Raw genomic sequence first — 15,820 nt, forward strand, 5'->3', positions numbered from 1 at the left:
TTGATATCAAGCTATATGATTATAATGATCGACCATTTCAAAAAAGGACAGGCAGTCGAATGGAAGTGTTTGAAAAAGAGGAAGCACCCTCTTTAAGAAAGTTACCAAGTGTCCCTTATGAAATCGCAGATTGGGTATATGGACGAAAGGTAAACTTAGACTGCCATATCCAATATAAGAATAACTATTATTCTTGCCCTTATCAATATGTAAAAAAGTCAGTGAATTTAAAAGTCACGAAAAATACATTAGAAGTCTATCATCAGGATCAACGTATTGCGACACACAAGAAAATGAATGACTACCAGAAGTACCAATGGTCAACGCAGCCGGAACATCTACCTGATCAATTTCATCGTCCAGAATGGGATGATGTTCGCTTAATTCAATGGGCAGAATCTATTGGCCCCTCTATGCATGAAGTAATTAAACGAGTATTTGATAGTGTCAAAATAAAAGAACAAGGTTATCGGTCAGCATTATCTATTTTAAATTTGACGAAAAAGCACGCAAAAGAATCGGTAGAATCAGCATGTAAACTCGCACTTACAAAAGTATATTCACCGCGCTATAAACAACTAAATACGATTCTTTCGTCTGGTGTATTAAATCAACAGAAAGATACTACAAAAAATAAACATGATCAAGCATCATACGGTTACGTGAGAGGTGCATCGTATTATGGAGGAGACGAACAATGATGAATGATGAAACAAAACGCAAATTACGTGAAATGAACTTACCAGAAATGATACAAATGATCGAACAACAAAACCAGGATTCCATCACAGTTTCCATGACTTTTGAGCAACGCTTCCAGCGTATTGTGGATTTTGTTTATCAAGAAAAATATAATAACAAAGTGCAGGGTCTTATTAAACGAGCAAAATTCCGTATCCCAAGCGCAGATATCACAAGCATTTACTACGACCAAAGAAAGATAGATCGGCACGTCATTCAAGAGTTAAGTACTTGTCAGTTCATTCACAGAAATGTAAATGTGATTTTTGCAGGATTTACCGGTTCAGGTAAGACATTTTGTGCATGTGCTTTAGGCAGAGAAGCATGTAAGCAAGGCGTGCGCACACGTTACATTAGAGTTCCTGACTTATTAATCGAAAGAGATGAAGCAACTCTTGTCCCAAAAGGAGTTACTAAATTACTTAATAAATATGCCAACTACGGTCTTCTTATTTTAGATGAGTGGTTATTAGATAGCTTTTCCGAAGAAGAGGTCCACTTCTTATTTGAACTGATAGAACGCCGTTATGATTCTGGTTCAACCATTTTCTGTACACAGTTCGGCAAGAAGGATTGGCATACCCGTCTTGGTGGAGGCGTTCACGCTGACGCAATGATGGACCGTATTGTACACAATGCCGTATGGTTTGAAACGGGCAATGTCAACATGCGTGAACATCTGGCTAAAAATAATTTATAAATCTATGAATCTAACAAAGACCACTTTTTTGTGGTCTTTTCCTATCTGGACTCCAATTGAATATTGGTGGACTCATGTTGAGAATCAGAAGACCCAACTTCATGTATTCATGGACTTATTTGCGTGAAATAATCATTCTGGGTGACGAGAATCTGTTTCAATCTTTTTCCGAAGGTTTTTTATATGCGTATCAACACTTCGTTCATATCCTTCAAAATAAGTTCCATCATCCTGAATCTTTTCCAGTAAATCCAAACGACTGTAAACTCGCCCGGGGTAGCTTGCCATAGCTATTAAAAGCTTATACTCAATAGGAGTTAGTGGGATGATCTGATTATTCAATGTAATTTCCTTCTTTAAAAGATCTATTGTTAGCTTTCCTTCATTGAACGATAAATGGTTTCCACTATTTATTCTTTTTAACCTACGTAAAATAGCCTTAGCCCTTATTACGACTTCTCTTGGACTAAAAGGCTTTGTAACATAGTCATCCGCCCCAATAACGATTCCGTTAATTAAATCGTCTTCTGTCGATTTTGCTGTTAACATAATGATAGGAACATCACTTTCATTTCTCGTTAATCTACATATCTCTTCACCTGATATATCTGGTAGCATAAGATCTAAAATAATAATATCCGGATTATTTTCTTTTATTTTTTTTAATGCTTCTATTCCATTAGAGGCAAGAATGGTTTCCCATCCCTCTTTTTCAAAATAAGCTTCTAACACTTCAAGAATCATATCTTCATCGTCAACAATAAGAATTTTAGTCATGTTAAACCACCTCTTTCATATAGTATCATCAATTAAAATGAAAATGATAATCTTCACAACTTCCACATAAGTTCACCACAAATTCTCCATATATGAAAGGTATGATGTAGTTAAGAAAGGAGATGTTTTATATGAAAAAATTAGTAGTAGGGTTATTAACTGGAGCGGTTCTATTAGGAAGTGCAACTTTTGTTGCGGCCGAATCAAATGGAAATGGCATCTTCAACTTTGAGGAAATGCAACCGCATATTGAAGAAATGCATCCTAATTTATCATCAGAACAGCAGGAAGAAATGTTTAATAACTGTCATGGCGACAATGGTATGATGCAAAACGATACTGAATTCCGTGATATGATGTATAATTTATAGATTAAAGAGGTGATCCCGTATAATGGGGATGATGAATATGATGGGTTATGGGTTACTTGGATGGATACTTAACCTTGCATCTATCGGTATCGTTGTGTATTATGCCACCAAATTAGCATTAAAAAATTATCATAAGGATTAATTTAATCGTAATCTCTTTATAAAGGAGCGACTGTAATTGTGATCATTCCTTTTTAATCATGATAATCGATGTTACTGTTTAACCCGTTTAACATAAAACTTTAACTCATGCATGAAATGATTGTATTTTGCAAATCAAAGAACCTTCAATATACGACCAATGTCTAATTGATTGTCTATTGAAGGTAATCCTAACACTTATTTCATCAAACTTCCGTTAGTTTAAATGAATTATTCACAATATTTATTAGTAAAGACTTATATATTACAAGAGAAAACACCAAGAGGATTTCTTGGTGTTTTTTTATTCCCCTGTCTCAGCAAAGCGTTTGATTCGATTGCCAATTTCATCACGAACACGCTGGAAAACTGCCCATTTTTCTTCTTCCGTTCCTTCTGCTCTTGCAGGATCATCAAATCCCCAGTGTTCCCTTTTGACTTTAGGTGGTGTAACAGGACATTTATCTTTTGCATCACCACAAAGGGTAACAGTTAAAGCTGCGTTGTTTAGTATTTCAGAATCGATAATATCCGATGTTTGATTTGATATGTCAATTCCTGCTTCTTTCATTGCTTTAACTGCATTCGGGTTCAGTCCGTGTGCTTCAATTCCACCACTTTTAACTTCCCATTCCTCATGGTTTAAGTATTTTTTTGCCCAACCCTCTGCCATTTGGCTTCGGCACGAATTCCCAGTACATAGAAAGTAGATTATTTTTTTTCATAGCTCATTCTCCTTTAGAAAAATAGTAATGAAATATAAAGTCCAATTAATGTTATCAATAGGATGGGTATCGTTAAAACAACCCCAGTTTTAAAATATGTTCCCCAGGATATTTTCACCCCTTTTTGGGATAAAACGTGAAGCCATACCAATGTGGCGAGTGACCCAATTGGAGTGATTTTTGGTCCTAAATCAGATCCTATAATATTCGCATAAACAAGTGCCTCTCGTATTACACCTGATGTATTTGTTTCTGCAATTGCCAAAGCATCAATCATAACAGTTGGCATATTATTCATAATTGCAGATAGAATAGCTGCTATAAAGCCCATAGAAACGGTAGCAATTAACAATCCTTCTTCAGCCACTTCTTGAATAACACCTGCCAAGACAGAAGTAAGTCCTGCATTCCCTAATCCATAAACAACGACATACATTCCTATTGAGAAAAAAACAATATTCCAAGGCGCTCCTTTAATTGCTGATTTTGTATCAACTACTTCGCTTCTTCTAGCCATCAGAATAAAAAGTATCGCAACAATACCTGCCACAATGGAAACAGGAATATGAATGAATTCACTAGTAAAGTAACCAATTAATAATACCGTTAAAACAAACCAAGACAAACGGAACAATTTTTGGTCCTTGATCGCTTCTACTGGTTTTCTTAGTTTAGACAAATCGTATGTTTTAGGGATACTTTTTCTGAAATAAATGAGTAAGACGGTAATCGTTGCAATTAGTGAAAAAATGTTTGGAATAACCATCCTCACAGCATATTCGAGGAATCCAATTCCAAAAAAATCAGCAGAAACAATATTTACCAAGTTACTTACGATAAAGGGTAATGATGTTGTATCAGCAATAAAACCACTAGCAATAATAAACGGAAAGACCATTTTTTCCTTGAATTTCAAATGACGAACCATTGCAAGTACAATTGGTGTTAATATTAATGCAGCACCATCATTGGCGAATAATGCAGCAACAATCGCACCTAAAATACTCACATAGACAAACATTTTAATTCCATTTCCTTTTGCAATCCTCGCCATATGTAGAGCGGCCCACTCAAACAAACCAATTTGATCTAATATTAATGAAATAAGGATGATTGCAACAAACGATAATGTTGCGTTCCAAGTAATGTCTATTACTTCTAAGACATCACTAAATCCAACAACTCCTACTAAAAGAGCAATGATTGCTCCAGCACAGGCAGACCAACCGATATTTAATCCTTTAGGCTGCCAAATAACGAAAATTAATGTAGCAATAAAAATAATAAGTGCTAAAGTGAAATCTTGATTCAATCGTATTACGCCACTATTGCACTACCCTGTAGCATAATAACTTCAACAACAAGGGTGCGTGAATTCTTCTTGGATCAACGCACCCGGTTTGTTAAAATTGGAATGAGAATAATGCATTTAATGTGCCATTTTCAAACATAATATAAATCCCTAGCCCTATAAAAACAATTGGAACAATCCAACGTTCATATTTCTCAACTTTTTCTGATACAAAATCCAAGGAAGCTAAGCGATAGCTGACATAACATAAAACCCCAACCATAATGAAAAAGACAATACTAGCAATAAGAATTTCAACCGCGTTTAATGCTGTGAAATAAGGTATATAAATAGAAAAGTCATCTGCACTGGAAGACAGCACAATAAATATAACTGTTAAATATAATTGATTAAACCGATTGGAGGAAAATAAAGATAATATATTGCTATCATCTTCATCTTCCTCACCCTTGATCCAAATCTTAATACCCAAATAAAGGGGAATAAGCCCAAGGAGACCTAAAACCCATTGCTCAGGAATTAACCATGTAATACCGAGGGCAACCAATAGACTTGCAGCTATAATAATTGCTGTACCTATGTATTGTCCAATCCATATATGTTTTGCTTGCCCTTTTTTTATTTGCGAAAACAAAAGGATTAAAATAATAAGATAGTCAATCCCTGTTGCTACATAAACTGCAGCTGCTGTAAGTGCCGTTGCAATCATTATTTCATCTCCAATACTTCTGGATAGGGCTTTTCAATGGCAAGAAAAGCCCTTAATTTTACACACACATATTTATATATTAATTTTCTTTTACCCGCATTAACCTTAAACCATTTAAAGCGACTAAAAGAGTTGCTCCCATATCTGAAAGGATGGCAATCCAAAGTGTTAGCCAACCGGGGATAACCAATAATAAGGCAATGAATTTAATAGCTAATGCGAATGTGATATTTTGCTTAATTATAGTCAGTGCTTTTCGGCTTAGTTTCACAGAAAATGGAAGTTTTCTTAAATCGTCTCCCATTAAAGCTACATCTGCTGTTTCAAGGGCAGTATCTGTACCAGCTCCACCCATTGCGATTCCAACAGTAGAGGCAGCTAACGCAGGGGCATCATTGACACCATCTCCAACCATCGCTACGTTGCCATATTTAGATCTCAATTGTTTAATAAATTCTAATTTGTCTTGTGGCAATAGTTCTGCTTGGATATCCGTTACCCCAACATGACCTCCAATTGCATTGGCTGTACCTTTGTTGTCACCTGTAAGCATGATGGTTTTTTTGATTCCAAGTTGATGTAACTTATGAATAATTTCCTTGCTGGATTCACGTACTTCATCAGCTACTGCAATGACAGCAAGGATTTCTTTTTCAGTTCCAACAACCATTGCAGTTTTCCCTTGATTTTGAAGGGTCTTAATAAGTTGATCTTGCTCGTTATTAAAATCGACTGATAGATTCTCAAATAATTTCGGATTTCCAATGTAATAAGTCGTGCCGCTGATAGTCCCCTTAATTCCTTTTCCTGTGATAGAAGAGAAATCATCCACGATTATATGAGTGTAGGTAATGTTCTCCTCTTCTGCTTTTTTCATAACGGCTGAAGCTAATGGATGCCCGGAACGATATTCTAATGCAGTAATGATAGATAACATTTCTTCTGCATTTACCTGATTATTCAATACGTTAAAATCTGTTACAACTGGAATCCCTTTTGTTAATGTACCCGTTTTATCAAAGGCAATCGCTTTTAAGGCGCCCATTTCTTCTAGATAAATTCCGCCTTTGATAAGCACACCTTTTTTAGCTGCATTTCCAATTGCTGAAACAATAGAAATTGGGGTTGAAATAACTAATGCACAAGGGCAACCAACGACAAGAACAGCTAGCCCTTGGTAAACCCATGTTCCCCAGCTGCCACCAAATAATAATGGTGGCACAACAGCAACCAGTCCTGCGATAATCATAATAATAGGTGTATAATATTTTGCGAATTTATCTACAAACGCTTGAGATGGCGCACGTTCCCCTTGAGCCTCTTCAACAAGGTGAATGATTTTGGAGATTGTTGTATCTTCAACCAGCTTTGTTACTTTAACCTCAAGTATTCCCTCTTCATTTAATGTTCCTGCAAAAACTTCATCATCCATCGTTTTCTCGACAGGGACTGACTCGCCTGTAATAGCCGCTTGATTAACAGCAGAGTAACCATTTACTACTACACCATCCATAGCAAGCTTTTGACCGGGTTTCACAATCATAATATCGCCAACAGCAATATCATCAACATGAATCATCATTTCTTGCCCATTTCTTCTAACAAGCGCCTTTTTAGGAGCAATATCCATTAGAGATCGAATCGATTGTCTTGCTCGATCCATAGAGAATCTTTCTAGAGCTTCACTAATTGCAAAAAGAATAACAACAATTGCACCTTCTGCCCATTCCCCAATAATAGCTGCTCCAATAATTGCCACTGTCATAAGGGTTTTCATGTCAAATTCAAAATGTAGCAAGTTTTGAAACCCGACTTTAAAGAGTGAATATCCGCCAATTACTATCGCTGCTGCAAACAATAGGGAAGTAATAATATTTTCCTCTCCATTAACAAACTGAGAAATATAACCAAAAACGATTAATAAAGTAGCATATAGTAACGTGCTGTGTTTTTTATAAAATGGCTCTTTTTCTTCTTTAACCTCTTGTTTCTCTTCCCTTAATGGTTTATCTTGAGTCACTTTAAGATTTTCAAAAGCACCGGCTTTTTCTAATTCTTCAATGTTTGTATCGCCATATACCTCGATTTTAGACGCACCAAAATTTACTTTTGCATCCTGAACCCCTGATAATTTTTTTACATTCTTTTCGAATTTACCCGCACAATTAGCACACGAAAATCCTTCAACCCGGTACACATTTTTATCCTGATGAACAACAATTGGTGCTTGCCGTTTTGGTTTTTCAGGCATTACTTTAAGATTTTCAAAAGCTCCTGCTTTCTCTAATTCTTCAACAGTTGCATCACCATACACGGATATTTTAGATGCGCCGAAATTAACTCTTGCGTCTTGAACATTGGGTAGTTTCTTAACATTTCTTTCAAATTTTCCTGCACAATTTGCACATGAAAAGCCTTGTACTCGGTAGGAAGTCATTTCTGATTCTGATTGTTCTGCTTGTTCAGACATTTACCTCTACCTCTTTCTTGTGTGTTAATGCAATCATCATAATTTGTTTGATATGTTTATCGTTTAACGAATAAAAGGAGAGCTTTCCTTCCTTCCGATATTTGACAATCCTTTGCTTATAAAGTGTTCGTAAATGATGAGAAGCATTAGCAACCGTAACTCCTAAGATATTTGCTATATCACAAACACATAGCTCATCATCTTGACACAGAGCATAGGTGATTTTTGCTCTATTTTCATCGGCAATTGCTTTTAACATTTGAGAAATACCAGAAATATCTACTGTTTGTAAATCACCCTGTATTCTATTAACCTTTTCCTCGTCATAACAAAAAACTTCACAAGTATCCTTTTTATTCAAATCATCACCTCATTCAAATATTCATTTGAATATATCATAACTTTTTTCCATTACATATTCAAGCAATTACTTGAATGATTTTAAAAAAGAACTGAGATTTCCCAATTCTGATAACATCTTCTTGAACTTTCATTTATTAGCCTCAATAAGAGCGTATACCCATAAAAATTTCGATAGTCCAAATAATAGTTCAAGAAAGAGCGAATATTATTCTTTGCTCAATAAAGCTAAGTTTCTCAAATATGACTTAAATAACAAAAAGTTGGTTATACTAAGATTAGAATAACCCAACATTCTATACTAGCGTGATAAAGATGTTTAGGTTGTATTTCTTTATAGAATCCCGTCCTTATTTTGATTTTAGCAGATCAATTAAAATAAGGATGGGATTTCTCATTATATTAGTGTTGATACTGTTTTTATATATTTGCTTTAGATGGTAAATGTAGTTATAATGTAAAGTATTAATTTTATTTTTAGTATCTATCTTGCTATTTCTATATTGTTTACTATATAATAACTATACTAAACTTTATAAGATTAAATCAAAATTTCATAATAAAAAAGGGAGAACCCCAAATCTATGTTAGGTCTTTGTTAGTTCAAAGGCGTACTTAGATTTGGGGTTCTTTTCTTTTTGCACAAGTTTTGGAGGGTTAAGTAATGACAATGTTAAGTAGAGAAATGCTAAAACAACAAAAAATATTAAAGAGTCTTTCATCTGTTTCTCTTCGTCTAATCCCATTTTTAGCGGCAAATACAGATTTAGACAAACGAATTAATGTAACATTAGAACAAATTGAAGCAGCTAATATTATGACTCCGCGACTAATAAAGGAAGCATTAGGAAGACTGGAGAAAGTTGAGTGGATCTATCGGGGTAAAGATGGTTACTTATATAGTAAATTCAATACTATTTCAACAGCTGAGAACCATAATTTCTACTATATAAACTTGTATAAATTCTTTCAATCTGATGAATTTAAAAAATCATACAAGCGCCAATTACAATTCCTATTTTATATTCTAACAGCAAAACTACCGGGCCACGAACATTCTTTAGCTATTGAACACCTTTATCAAAACCGGACAAATGCAAAGCATGTAAAGTTAGACTTTTTTATTAGTTTTGAAGATATGATATCCAACCTTTTAGATTTAATTAACAAAGGTTTTTTTGAAGTGCGACTTGGAGCGAATAGAGAAGTACTAAATAAAAATACTAAAAATCTTAGAGAAAGATTAAATACATTTGCTGAAAAAACTGGTAAAAGAAAGAAACGAATGAGTCATAAAGAAGAAAAACATCATATCATTCATATTCGTATAGCAAAAGATTTAGTTACAAAAGATCAAATTTGTGACATTTATGATATGACAAGATTGGCAACGTTGCAGGATTTAAAATCTATCGCAAAAGATTTTGGATGTAGTTTAGACAGCTTTGATGTAAAAGCTTTAGAGAAGGTCCATATGGTAAAGGCAAAAATATATAAGGAATTCGGTGATGTAGGAATACAATTATATCGTGAAGGCTTAAAAGATTTTTTCAAAAATAGAAGCCATTCTTTTCAAAATCTGATGGAAAATGGTAATTTTGGTAATACAATTAAAAACTTTTATGTTATTCCTAGAATTGAACAAAGACTTAAAACCTTATTCGAAGAGGTGAAAAATGATTATTTTACTAAAGTAAAAACATTGCCATATCAATCCTTAAATTTAAAACATGCTATTAAAGATAGTAAACCATTTATATCTTACATTATGGAAGAATCATATAACGACAACCTTATCATATTAGACCGTGAATTAGAAGCAGCATATAGCTTCATATATAGCCAATTTACACAGGTAGATAAGTCTTGGTATGAATTTAAAGAAAAAGTAGAAAAAATCTATAAAGATGAGGCCGAAGCTCATGGTAATGATAGGAATAAAGTATTTTATCTTGCTATCCAAAGGCAATTAAATCAAAAAGAACGTACTATCTCTAAAATCAAACGGGACAGTAACTATAAAAGAGAAAGAAGAGAAAAATTACTTTACAATCCTTACGTAGCAATTACCGAGTAATATCGGATCTTTTTAAAAAATTATTATTACTGTTTTTTTAAGATCCAAAATGCGGGAACTACCTAATAATAATTTTTTTAAAAATATAAAATATAAATTCTGCCTTTCTATCCTAGTGGAGAAGGGTTATTTGGCATGAGCATTTTTTCAAACAATAACTTTTTATAAAAAAGTATAGGACGATTCTCTTGTTTCTGTATTGTATTCTTTCTCAATAAAGCTTTTTTTTAAAGAATAAAGTCCAATTACACCAGGAAATTTTTATAGTATCTGTTTAATATTTATATTTTAAGATAAAATTTTTTTTTAGATTTATTAATTTTATATTATAGACATTTAATTTATAGTATCAATAAAATTAATTATCATAAAAACTATTCAATTCCTTACCACGTAAGGGTTTGTAATAGTAATTTAAAGATACTAATGTATCTTATTATGTTTTTTATCATTAAATATTATTACAATACATATTACTTTTTTGATTAAATTCTTAGTTATAAAACAACTTCAAAAACTATTCTTTTAATAAACTTATAACATCTTCTATTACATCCTTGTCACACTTCTTATCTATCAATTGTTCAATGACCATTACTAAAGTCTCTCTCCGATAAATCTTTGTTAATATTTTTAGAATGGATTGACTATCGATTATCCCATATTGATCTAAATGCTTCTTTATGAGCGCAGCTTCTCCGTCCCCCAAAACTAAAACATTCTCAACCTTTTTAATTGTGTATCCTTTTGAAAATAAGATTTCCGCCACCCTTCTTTTTTCAATGGAACTTACAATATAATCTATCCAATATAATTGGTTTTCTCTGAATGAGGTAGCTTCCTGTAATTCCTCAAAAGAGGCATTTTTTATGATATGTTCAATATCCATATTGTCCATATGTCACACCGCCTTATTGTGGTTAATAATTTAAAAAATAGAAATGTATAAGTATATCCATGTGATAAAACTATTGCTTCATAAATTGAGACGCTTGCTTTATGTTGAGTATGATAACTTTCAAAGCATAACTAAGCCTTGAACAACAGTTTATCATCTGACACACAGAGGATTCATGGTAAGTTATCTTCTATAATATTCGTTTTAAAAATCATTTCCTTTTTATCAATTTATGCCAAATAAGATATTAGTTTATTCATTTATCCCATAAATAGTTATTTTGTAGTCATAATTGGTTGATATATAGCCATGAACTTCTATTCAAAATTTAATAAGAGGTTATAATTATAGAATGAGCAAATGTAATAAAATATTTTATCTAACTAAACGGGGGAGAAAGTTATGATTAACGATGATGTGCATACTTTAGGAATGTTTGCCGATAAAGCTTTCGATGAGGGAGATATAGACACTTTACACAAAATAGCGGAGGATTGTTTAAACCGAGTTGAAACAGGAAAGTATAATCGCCTTGAGAAAGGAATTTTAGCTTACCATGGTGCTACTTCCTACAGTAACTATATCCACCTAAAGTATAAAGGTTTATTAATTTATTCTGAGAAGAGTAATAACGAAGAAGACTTTGAAATGTGTTTATTATTGTTTCGATTATCTATAGAAAATTTAACTTCATATCAGGAAAGAGACGAAATAAAAGAAGATTCAGAGGAATCTTATCACCTTGGAAATTATTTATTAATGGCATATACTAACTATGCAAACGTATTGAATACATGCGGTAGGATTATTAAGGCACTATCATATTTAAAAATTGGAGTTGGTAGTGGTTTTCCAATGGCTATAGGAAACTTTGCTGGATTTTTAATGGATTATGCTTCGCTCGACTATGATAATGGTCATCGTTCAGTTCTTGCTAATGAATCCTATCAATTATTAAAAGAAGTATTGGAATTCAATGATATAGAAGAGTATGCAACTGAGCATTATAAAAGTTTAAAAGCTAGTTTAAAACAATGGTATCCAATAGAATATCTAGAGAAACCTTACGAATTTGAAGAATACTCATTAGGGGATTCCGATGATGAAATCAATTACCGAAAATGGTGTATTAAAAATACATTGTTTCTGAATACTTTAAACGATGCCTTTCCTTATTCCATCTCTGCACATGATATCCTTCATCTGCCTAATATTATTACAAAAATCGATGAGGGACCAAGATTTCATGGTTTGTTTAATCAAATAAAACAAGAATATGTATCTGCTAGATTCATGATTTTTGATGCCATTTCATTTCAAGGGTCTCATTTTTCGGATAGAGATGTTCACCTTGTCAATACATTAGATTATCCGGTATATGGCATTTCAATTGAGAAATTGAAATATGCCTATAGAAGTTTATATTCATTATTTGACCGTATTTCCTTTTTTATAAATGATTATTTTGAAATTGGAATCAAGGAAAGAGATGTATCTTATCGAACAATCTGGCAGGACAAAGTTAGAAAAGGGAAAAACTCCTACAACTTAAAAGTCGATTTAAAGAATAGGATGACAGAAAAAGATACATTTAATCTCCCATTAATCGGTCTGTACTGGTTATGCAAAGATATTGGAAAGCAAAAGGTAGAACATCACTATATAGAACCAGCTATCGTACATATTTCGAAAATACGACATCATTTAGAGCATCGTTATTTAAAGGTTCATGACACTCTTTTGTATCCAATTACAGAGGAATTACGAGAAAATAAGGATGATCCGTTGGCCTATTCCATTACGGTTGATGAATTTAATGATGCTGCAATGAAACTACTTTCTTATGTACGTGAAGGAATTATATTATTGACTATGGGTGTACACGTAGAGGAACTTAGAAAGAAAAGTGCGTCAGATGGTTTAATTATGCCGATGCACATGGATCAATACGATGATGATTGGAAACAGCTAAATTGAATTTTAGATTGCCTTCTTTGAATAAATTATATATCTTTGGAAATAATAAAATATGTTAGTGCAACTTGTATTTCAGACATAAAAATAAGGAAGTATTTACTTCCTTATTTTTTGTCCTCTCTCGTTGATAGTTTGCCCACTTAAAATAATAAGATTTGCTGCATCTTTATAAGATTCCGTTCGATATTAGTCAGTACAAGAAGACGAGGTTTAAGGATAATGTGTATTTCATCTATTCCAAGCCATTTAGGAGTCTCGATTTGATATTCTTGTTCTTTGAATGCCACATGGCCTTAAAGACGTACAGTACTAAATTATTTTTGTGACCACAAATGCTCTTAGAAATTCCTTAAAGTATTAATATAATAGGTGATTGGAAAATAGTTTATGGAATCCTTTTGTAGACTTTGCTTAACTACTGCACCCTTTAGTAATTATTAGCCGGTTTACTTGAATAAGAAGTTGTAAAAAGGTTGCCTTAGCCTGCACAACAAGATAATTTCGATACATCTTTATCGAACGTAAGTGCAGCTAATTTTAGCCCTTCAGCCATTGTTAAATATGGTGATAGGGTTTCTGTTAAATCTTCTATCGTTAAGCCAAATTTAACAGCTAATGTCGCTGCATAGATGACATCTCCTGCATTCTCAGATACAATATGGACCCCTAATACTTTCAATGTTTTTGCATCTGCTACTAGTTTAAATACACCGGTGGTTTCACGGTTTACAATTGCTCTTGGAACAGCATCTAAGGGTAATACAGATGTCTTCACATCATACCCTTTCCCTTTTGCTTGTTCTTCTGTTAAACCAACCGTTGCAACCGATGGATTCGTAAACGTAACAGCAGGAACAATTGATAAATCTATATTTTTGTTTAACCCACCGATAGCATTATCAGTAGCAATTCCACCTTCATAGCCTGCTACATATACAAATTGCGGTCCTAACGTCACATCTCCTGCTGCATAAATCTTTTGATTACTTGTTTGACCAAAATCATTGATCAGGATTTCATTATTTTTTCCAATTTCAACATCTGCAGCACTTAAATTTAAAGAATCCGTATTTGGTTTTCTTCCAGTAGCAACAAGTAACTGATCTGATTCAATGACTTTTTTACTGCCATCCACTGTTACGTAAACCTTTTTTATCTCTCCACTTTGTTCAACACGCTCAAAAGTTGCCCCTTTGACAAGTTTTATTCCCTGTTCAATCAAGGCTTTTTCAACTGTCTCTGAAATCTCAGGATCATATTCTTTTAAAAGTCGCTCACTTCTTTGGATTAGTGTTATTTCTGAACCTAGATGATAAAATAGTTGTCCAAGCTCCATTCCAATGTATCCTGAACCAATCACCGTTAACCGTTTTGGTACTTTCTTTAATTCAAGTAGAGTTGTACTAGTTAAATAGTCCACTTCTTCAAGTCCTGAAATTCGTGGTAACGAGGGAGATGCACCTGTTGCAATTAAAAAGCGTTTTGCAGATAACTTTGCCCCATTGACCTCAATCGTACTAGCATCAACGAATTTTGCTTCACCTTCAATTAAATCAAAGCCATATTCATCAATTAAATCCACATATTTTTGATTCCGAAGTTCACTCACCAATTTATTCTTTTGCGTGATTAAACTAGCTAAATCCACTTCTCCAGCAGATGTTTGTAAACCTATAAACGGATTTTCTTTTGATAAATGATTGATTTCCCCTGCCCTAAGAAGAGTCTTTGATGGAACACAGCCAATATTCACACAGGTTCCCCCAACCGTTCCACACTCAATCATTCCAACTTTTGCACCATATTCAATAGCTTTAATTGCCGAAGAAAAAGCAGCAGCGCCAGAACCAATAATAAGAAGGTCATAGTTGTCCTCATTACTTAAAGCCACGTTTTCTTGAGATGATACTTCCTCAATTTCTCCAGTTTGATAATTTGCTTCATCAATCGCCTTTTTTGCACTTTCAACCTCAATATCATCGGGCAATTCAAATACGACTTCACCACGACGAAAACTAGACTCAATATTTTTAGCACCTATATTTCCAAGTGCTGATGCCACGTGTTTTTCACAACCCGTACAAGTCATTCCTTGAATGTTTACCTTAAATTTAATCATAATAAAGCTCCCTTCGTTAATCTCTCATGTTAATGTTTCTATTATTGGACATGAATGTAATTGCTTTTCATCTGGACATCGTTGTTTTAAGTCATCTAACATAGTTTCAATACGTTTTAAATCCTCTATTTGCTTTTGAACTTCCTCTTGTTTTTTAGAAACAAATTCGAACATATCTTGACAACGAACTTCATCTTTATCTACAACGCCAAGTAATTTATAAATCTCACTTAAAGAAAAACCAAGTTCCTGTATTCGCTTAATAAACCCAACACGCTTCACTTCATCATCTGAATACATCCGATAACCAGCTTCCGTTCGGTAAGGCTCTTGTAATAAATTTTTTCGTTCGTAATATCTAATAGTTTCTTTGTTAACTCCACATTTATTTGCGAACTCACTAATTCGATAAATCACCTTATTTCACCCCATAAAAATTATAA

The 15,820-nt window shown here is 33.5% G+C and carries 14 protein-coding genes; 5 read left to right on the plus strand and 9 right to left on the minus strand.

All coding sequences use genetic code 11. The annotated features are described in order from the left end of the window. The coding region (locus SPD53_RS17830) for a Mu transposase domain-containing protein (protein WP_442946237.1) at nucleotides 1-701 on the plus strand (701 nt) is incomplete at its 5' end. Beyond that, nucleotides 701-1,441: an ATP-binding protein gene (locus tag SPD53_RS17835; protein ID WP_336253371.1), complete on the plus strand. Its 741-nt coding sequence runs from the start codon at nucleotides 701-703 to the stop codon at nucleotides 1,439-1,441. The genes SPD53_RS17830 and SPD53_RS17835, both read left to right, overlap by 1 nt. A gap of 132 nt (nucleotides 1,442-1,573) precedes the next feature. Here SPD53_RS17835 and SPD53_RS17840 read toward each other — a convergent pair whose 3' ends face one another. After that, nucleotides 1,574-2,218 (minus strand): response regulator transcription factor, encoded by a 645-nt coding sequence (locus tag SPD53_RS17840; RefSeq protein WP_336253372.1) that lies wholly within the window; start codon nucleotides 2,216-2,218, stop codon nucleotides 1,574-1,576. A gap of 131 nt (nucleotides 2,219-2,349) precedes the next feature. On the opposite strand from SPD53_RS17840, the gene SPD53_RS17845 reads away from it, so the two are divergent. Continuing rightward, on the plus strand, nucleotides 2,350-2,589 hold the full coding sequence (locus SPD53_RS17845; protein ID WP_060681774.1) for a hypothetical protein: 240 nt from the start codon (nucleotides 2,350-2,352) through the stop codon (nucleotides 2,587-2,589). A gap of 445 nt (nucleotides 2,590-3,034) precedes the next feature. Here the strand turns inward: SPD53_RS17845 and arsC are convergent, their stop codons facing one another. The 5 genes from arsC to SPD53_RS17870 all read right to left on the minus strand — a co-directional run bounded on the left by arsC (nucleotide 3,035) and on the right by SPD53_RS17870 (nucleotide 8,307). Beyond that, a complete protein-coding gene (arsC, locus tag SPD53_RS17850; RefSeq protein WP_336253375.1) occupies nucleotides 3,035-3,445 on the minus strand; it encodes an arsenate reductase (thioredoxin) in 411 nt (136 codons plus the stop codon). A gap of 23 nt (nucleotides 3,446-3,468) precedes the next feature. Beyond that, a complete protein-coding gene (locus SPD53_RS17855) occupies nucleotides 3,469-4,767 on the minus strand; it encodes an arsenic transporter (protein ID WP_336253373.1) in 1,299 nt (432 codons plus the stop codon). A gap of 91 nt (nucleotides 4,768-4,858) precedes the next feature. Then, a complete protein-coding gene (locus tag SPD53_RS17860) occupies nucleotides 4,859-5,476 on the minus strand; it encodes a CadD family cadmium resistance transporter (protein WP_071649279.1) in 618 nt (205 codons plus the stop codon). 79 nt (nucleotides 5,477-5,555) lie between these two features. Next, nucleotides 5,556-7,946: a heavy metal translocating P-type ATPase gene (locus tag SPD53_RS17865; RefSeq protein ID WP_060681772.1), complete on the minus strand. Its 2,391-nt coding sequence runs from the start codon at nucleotides 7,944-7,946 to the stop codon at nucleotides 5,556-5,558. After that, nucleotides 7,939-8,307, minus strand: a complete 369-nt coding sequence (locus SPD53_RS17870; RefSeq protein ID WP_060681771.1) for an ArsR/SmtB family transcription factor — start codon at nucleotides 8,305-8,307, stop codon at nucleotides 7,939-7,941. Before SPD53_RS17870 ends, SPD53_RS17865 begins: the two co-directional genes overlap by 8 nt. A 663-nt stretch (nucleotides 8,308-8,970) precedes the next feature. Here SPD53_RS17870 and SPD53_RS17875 point away from each other — a divergent pair. Beyond that, on the plus strand, nucleotides 8,971-10,383 hold the full coding sequence (locus tag SPD53_RS17875; protein WP_060681770.1) for a hypothetical protein: 1,413 nt from the start codon (nucleotides 8,971-8,973) through the stop codon (nucleotides 10,381-10,383). Nucleotides 10,384-10,900: 517 nt separating this feature from the next. Here the strand turns inward: SPD53_RS17875 and SPD53_RS17880 are convergent. After that, the gene (locus tag SPD53_RS17880; protein ID WP_336253374.1) at nucleotides 10,901-11,281 is read right to left on the minus strand and encodes a hypothetical protein; all 381 of its coding nucleotides are present in this window, start codon (nucleotides 11,279-11,281) and stop codon (nucleotides 10,901-10,903) included. Between the two features lie 402 nt (nucleotides 11,282-11,683). Here SPD53_RS17880 and SPD53_RS17885 point away from each other — a divergent pair, with 402 nt between their 5' ends. Next, entirely contained in the window at nucleotides 11,684-13,258 is a 1,575-nt protein-coding gene (locus SPD53_RS17885) for an LA2681 family HEPN domain-containing protein (RefSeq protein WP_071649281.1), read from the plus strand. A 478-nt stretch (nucleotides 13,259-13,736) separates the two neighbouring features. Here SPD53_RS17885 and merA read toward each other — a convergent pair whose 3' ends face one another. After that, on the minus strand, nucleotides 13,737-15,377 hold the full coding sequence (gene merA, locus SPD53_RS17890) for a mercury(II) reductase (protein WP_060681935.1): 1,641 nt from the start codon (nucleotides 15,375-15,377) through the stop codon (nucleotides 13,737-13,739). A 24-nt stretch (nucleotides 15,378-15,401) separates the two neighbouring features. Continuing rightward, a complete protein-coding gene (merR, locus tag SPD53_RS17895) occupies nucleotides 15,402-15,794 on the minus strand; it encodes an Hg(II)-responsive transcriptional regulator (RefSeq protein ID WP_060681934.1) in 393 nt (130 codons plus the stop codon). Between the last annotated feature and the right edge of the window lie 26 nt (nucleotides 15,795-15,820).

Origin of the sequence: Oceanobacillus sp. MO10714A (assembly GCF_037072045.1) — a bacterium.
Lineage (GTDB): Bacteria > Bacillota > Bacilli > Bacillales > Amphibacillaceae > Oceanobacillus > Oceanobacillus indicireducens.

Coding starts and splice junctions, on each gene's coding strand:
- SPD53_RS17885 (WP_071649281.1), top strand. CDS start 11,684: ATGATTAACGATGATGTGCATACTTTAGGAATGTTTGCCGATAAAGCT.
- SPD53_RS17865 (WP_060681772.1), bottom strand. CDS start 7,946: ATGTCTGAACAAGCAGAACAATCAGAATCAGAAATGACTTCCTACCGA.
- SPD53_RS17840 (WP_336253372.1), bottom strand. CDS start 2,218: ATGACTAAAATTCTTATTGTTGACGATGAAGATATGATTCTTGAAGTG.
- SPD53_RS17875 (WP_060681770.1), top strand. CDS start 8,971: ATGACAATGTTAAGTAGAGAAATGCTAAAACAACAAAAAATATTAAAG.
- SPD53_RS17880 (WP_336253374.1), bottom strand. CDS start 11,281: ATGGACAATATGGATATTGAACATATCATAAAAAATGCCTCTTTTGAG.
- merA (WP_060681935.1), bottom strand. CDS start 15,377: ATGATTAAATTTAAGGTAAACATTCAAGGAATGACTTGTACGGGTTGT.
- SPD53_RS17845 (WP_060681774.1), top strand. CDS start 2,350: ATGAAAAAATTAGTAGTAGGGTTATTAACTGGAGCGGTTCTATTAGGA.
- SPD53_RS17860 (WP_071649279.1), bottom strand. CDS start 5,476: ATGATTGCAACGGCACTTACAGCAGCTGCAGTTTATGTAGCAACAGGG.
- SPD53_RS17835 (WP_336253371.1), top strand. CDS start 701: ATGAATGATGAAACAAAACGCAAATTACGTGAAATGAACTTACCAGAA.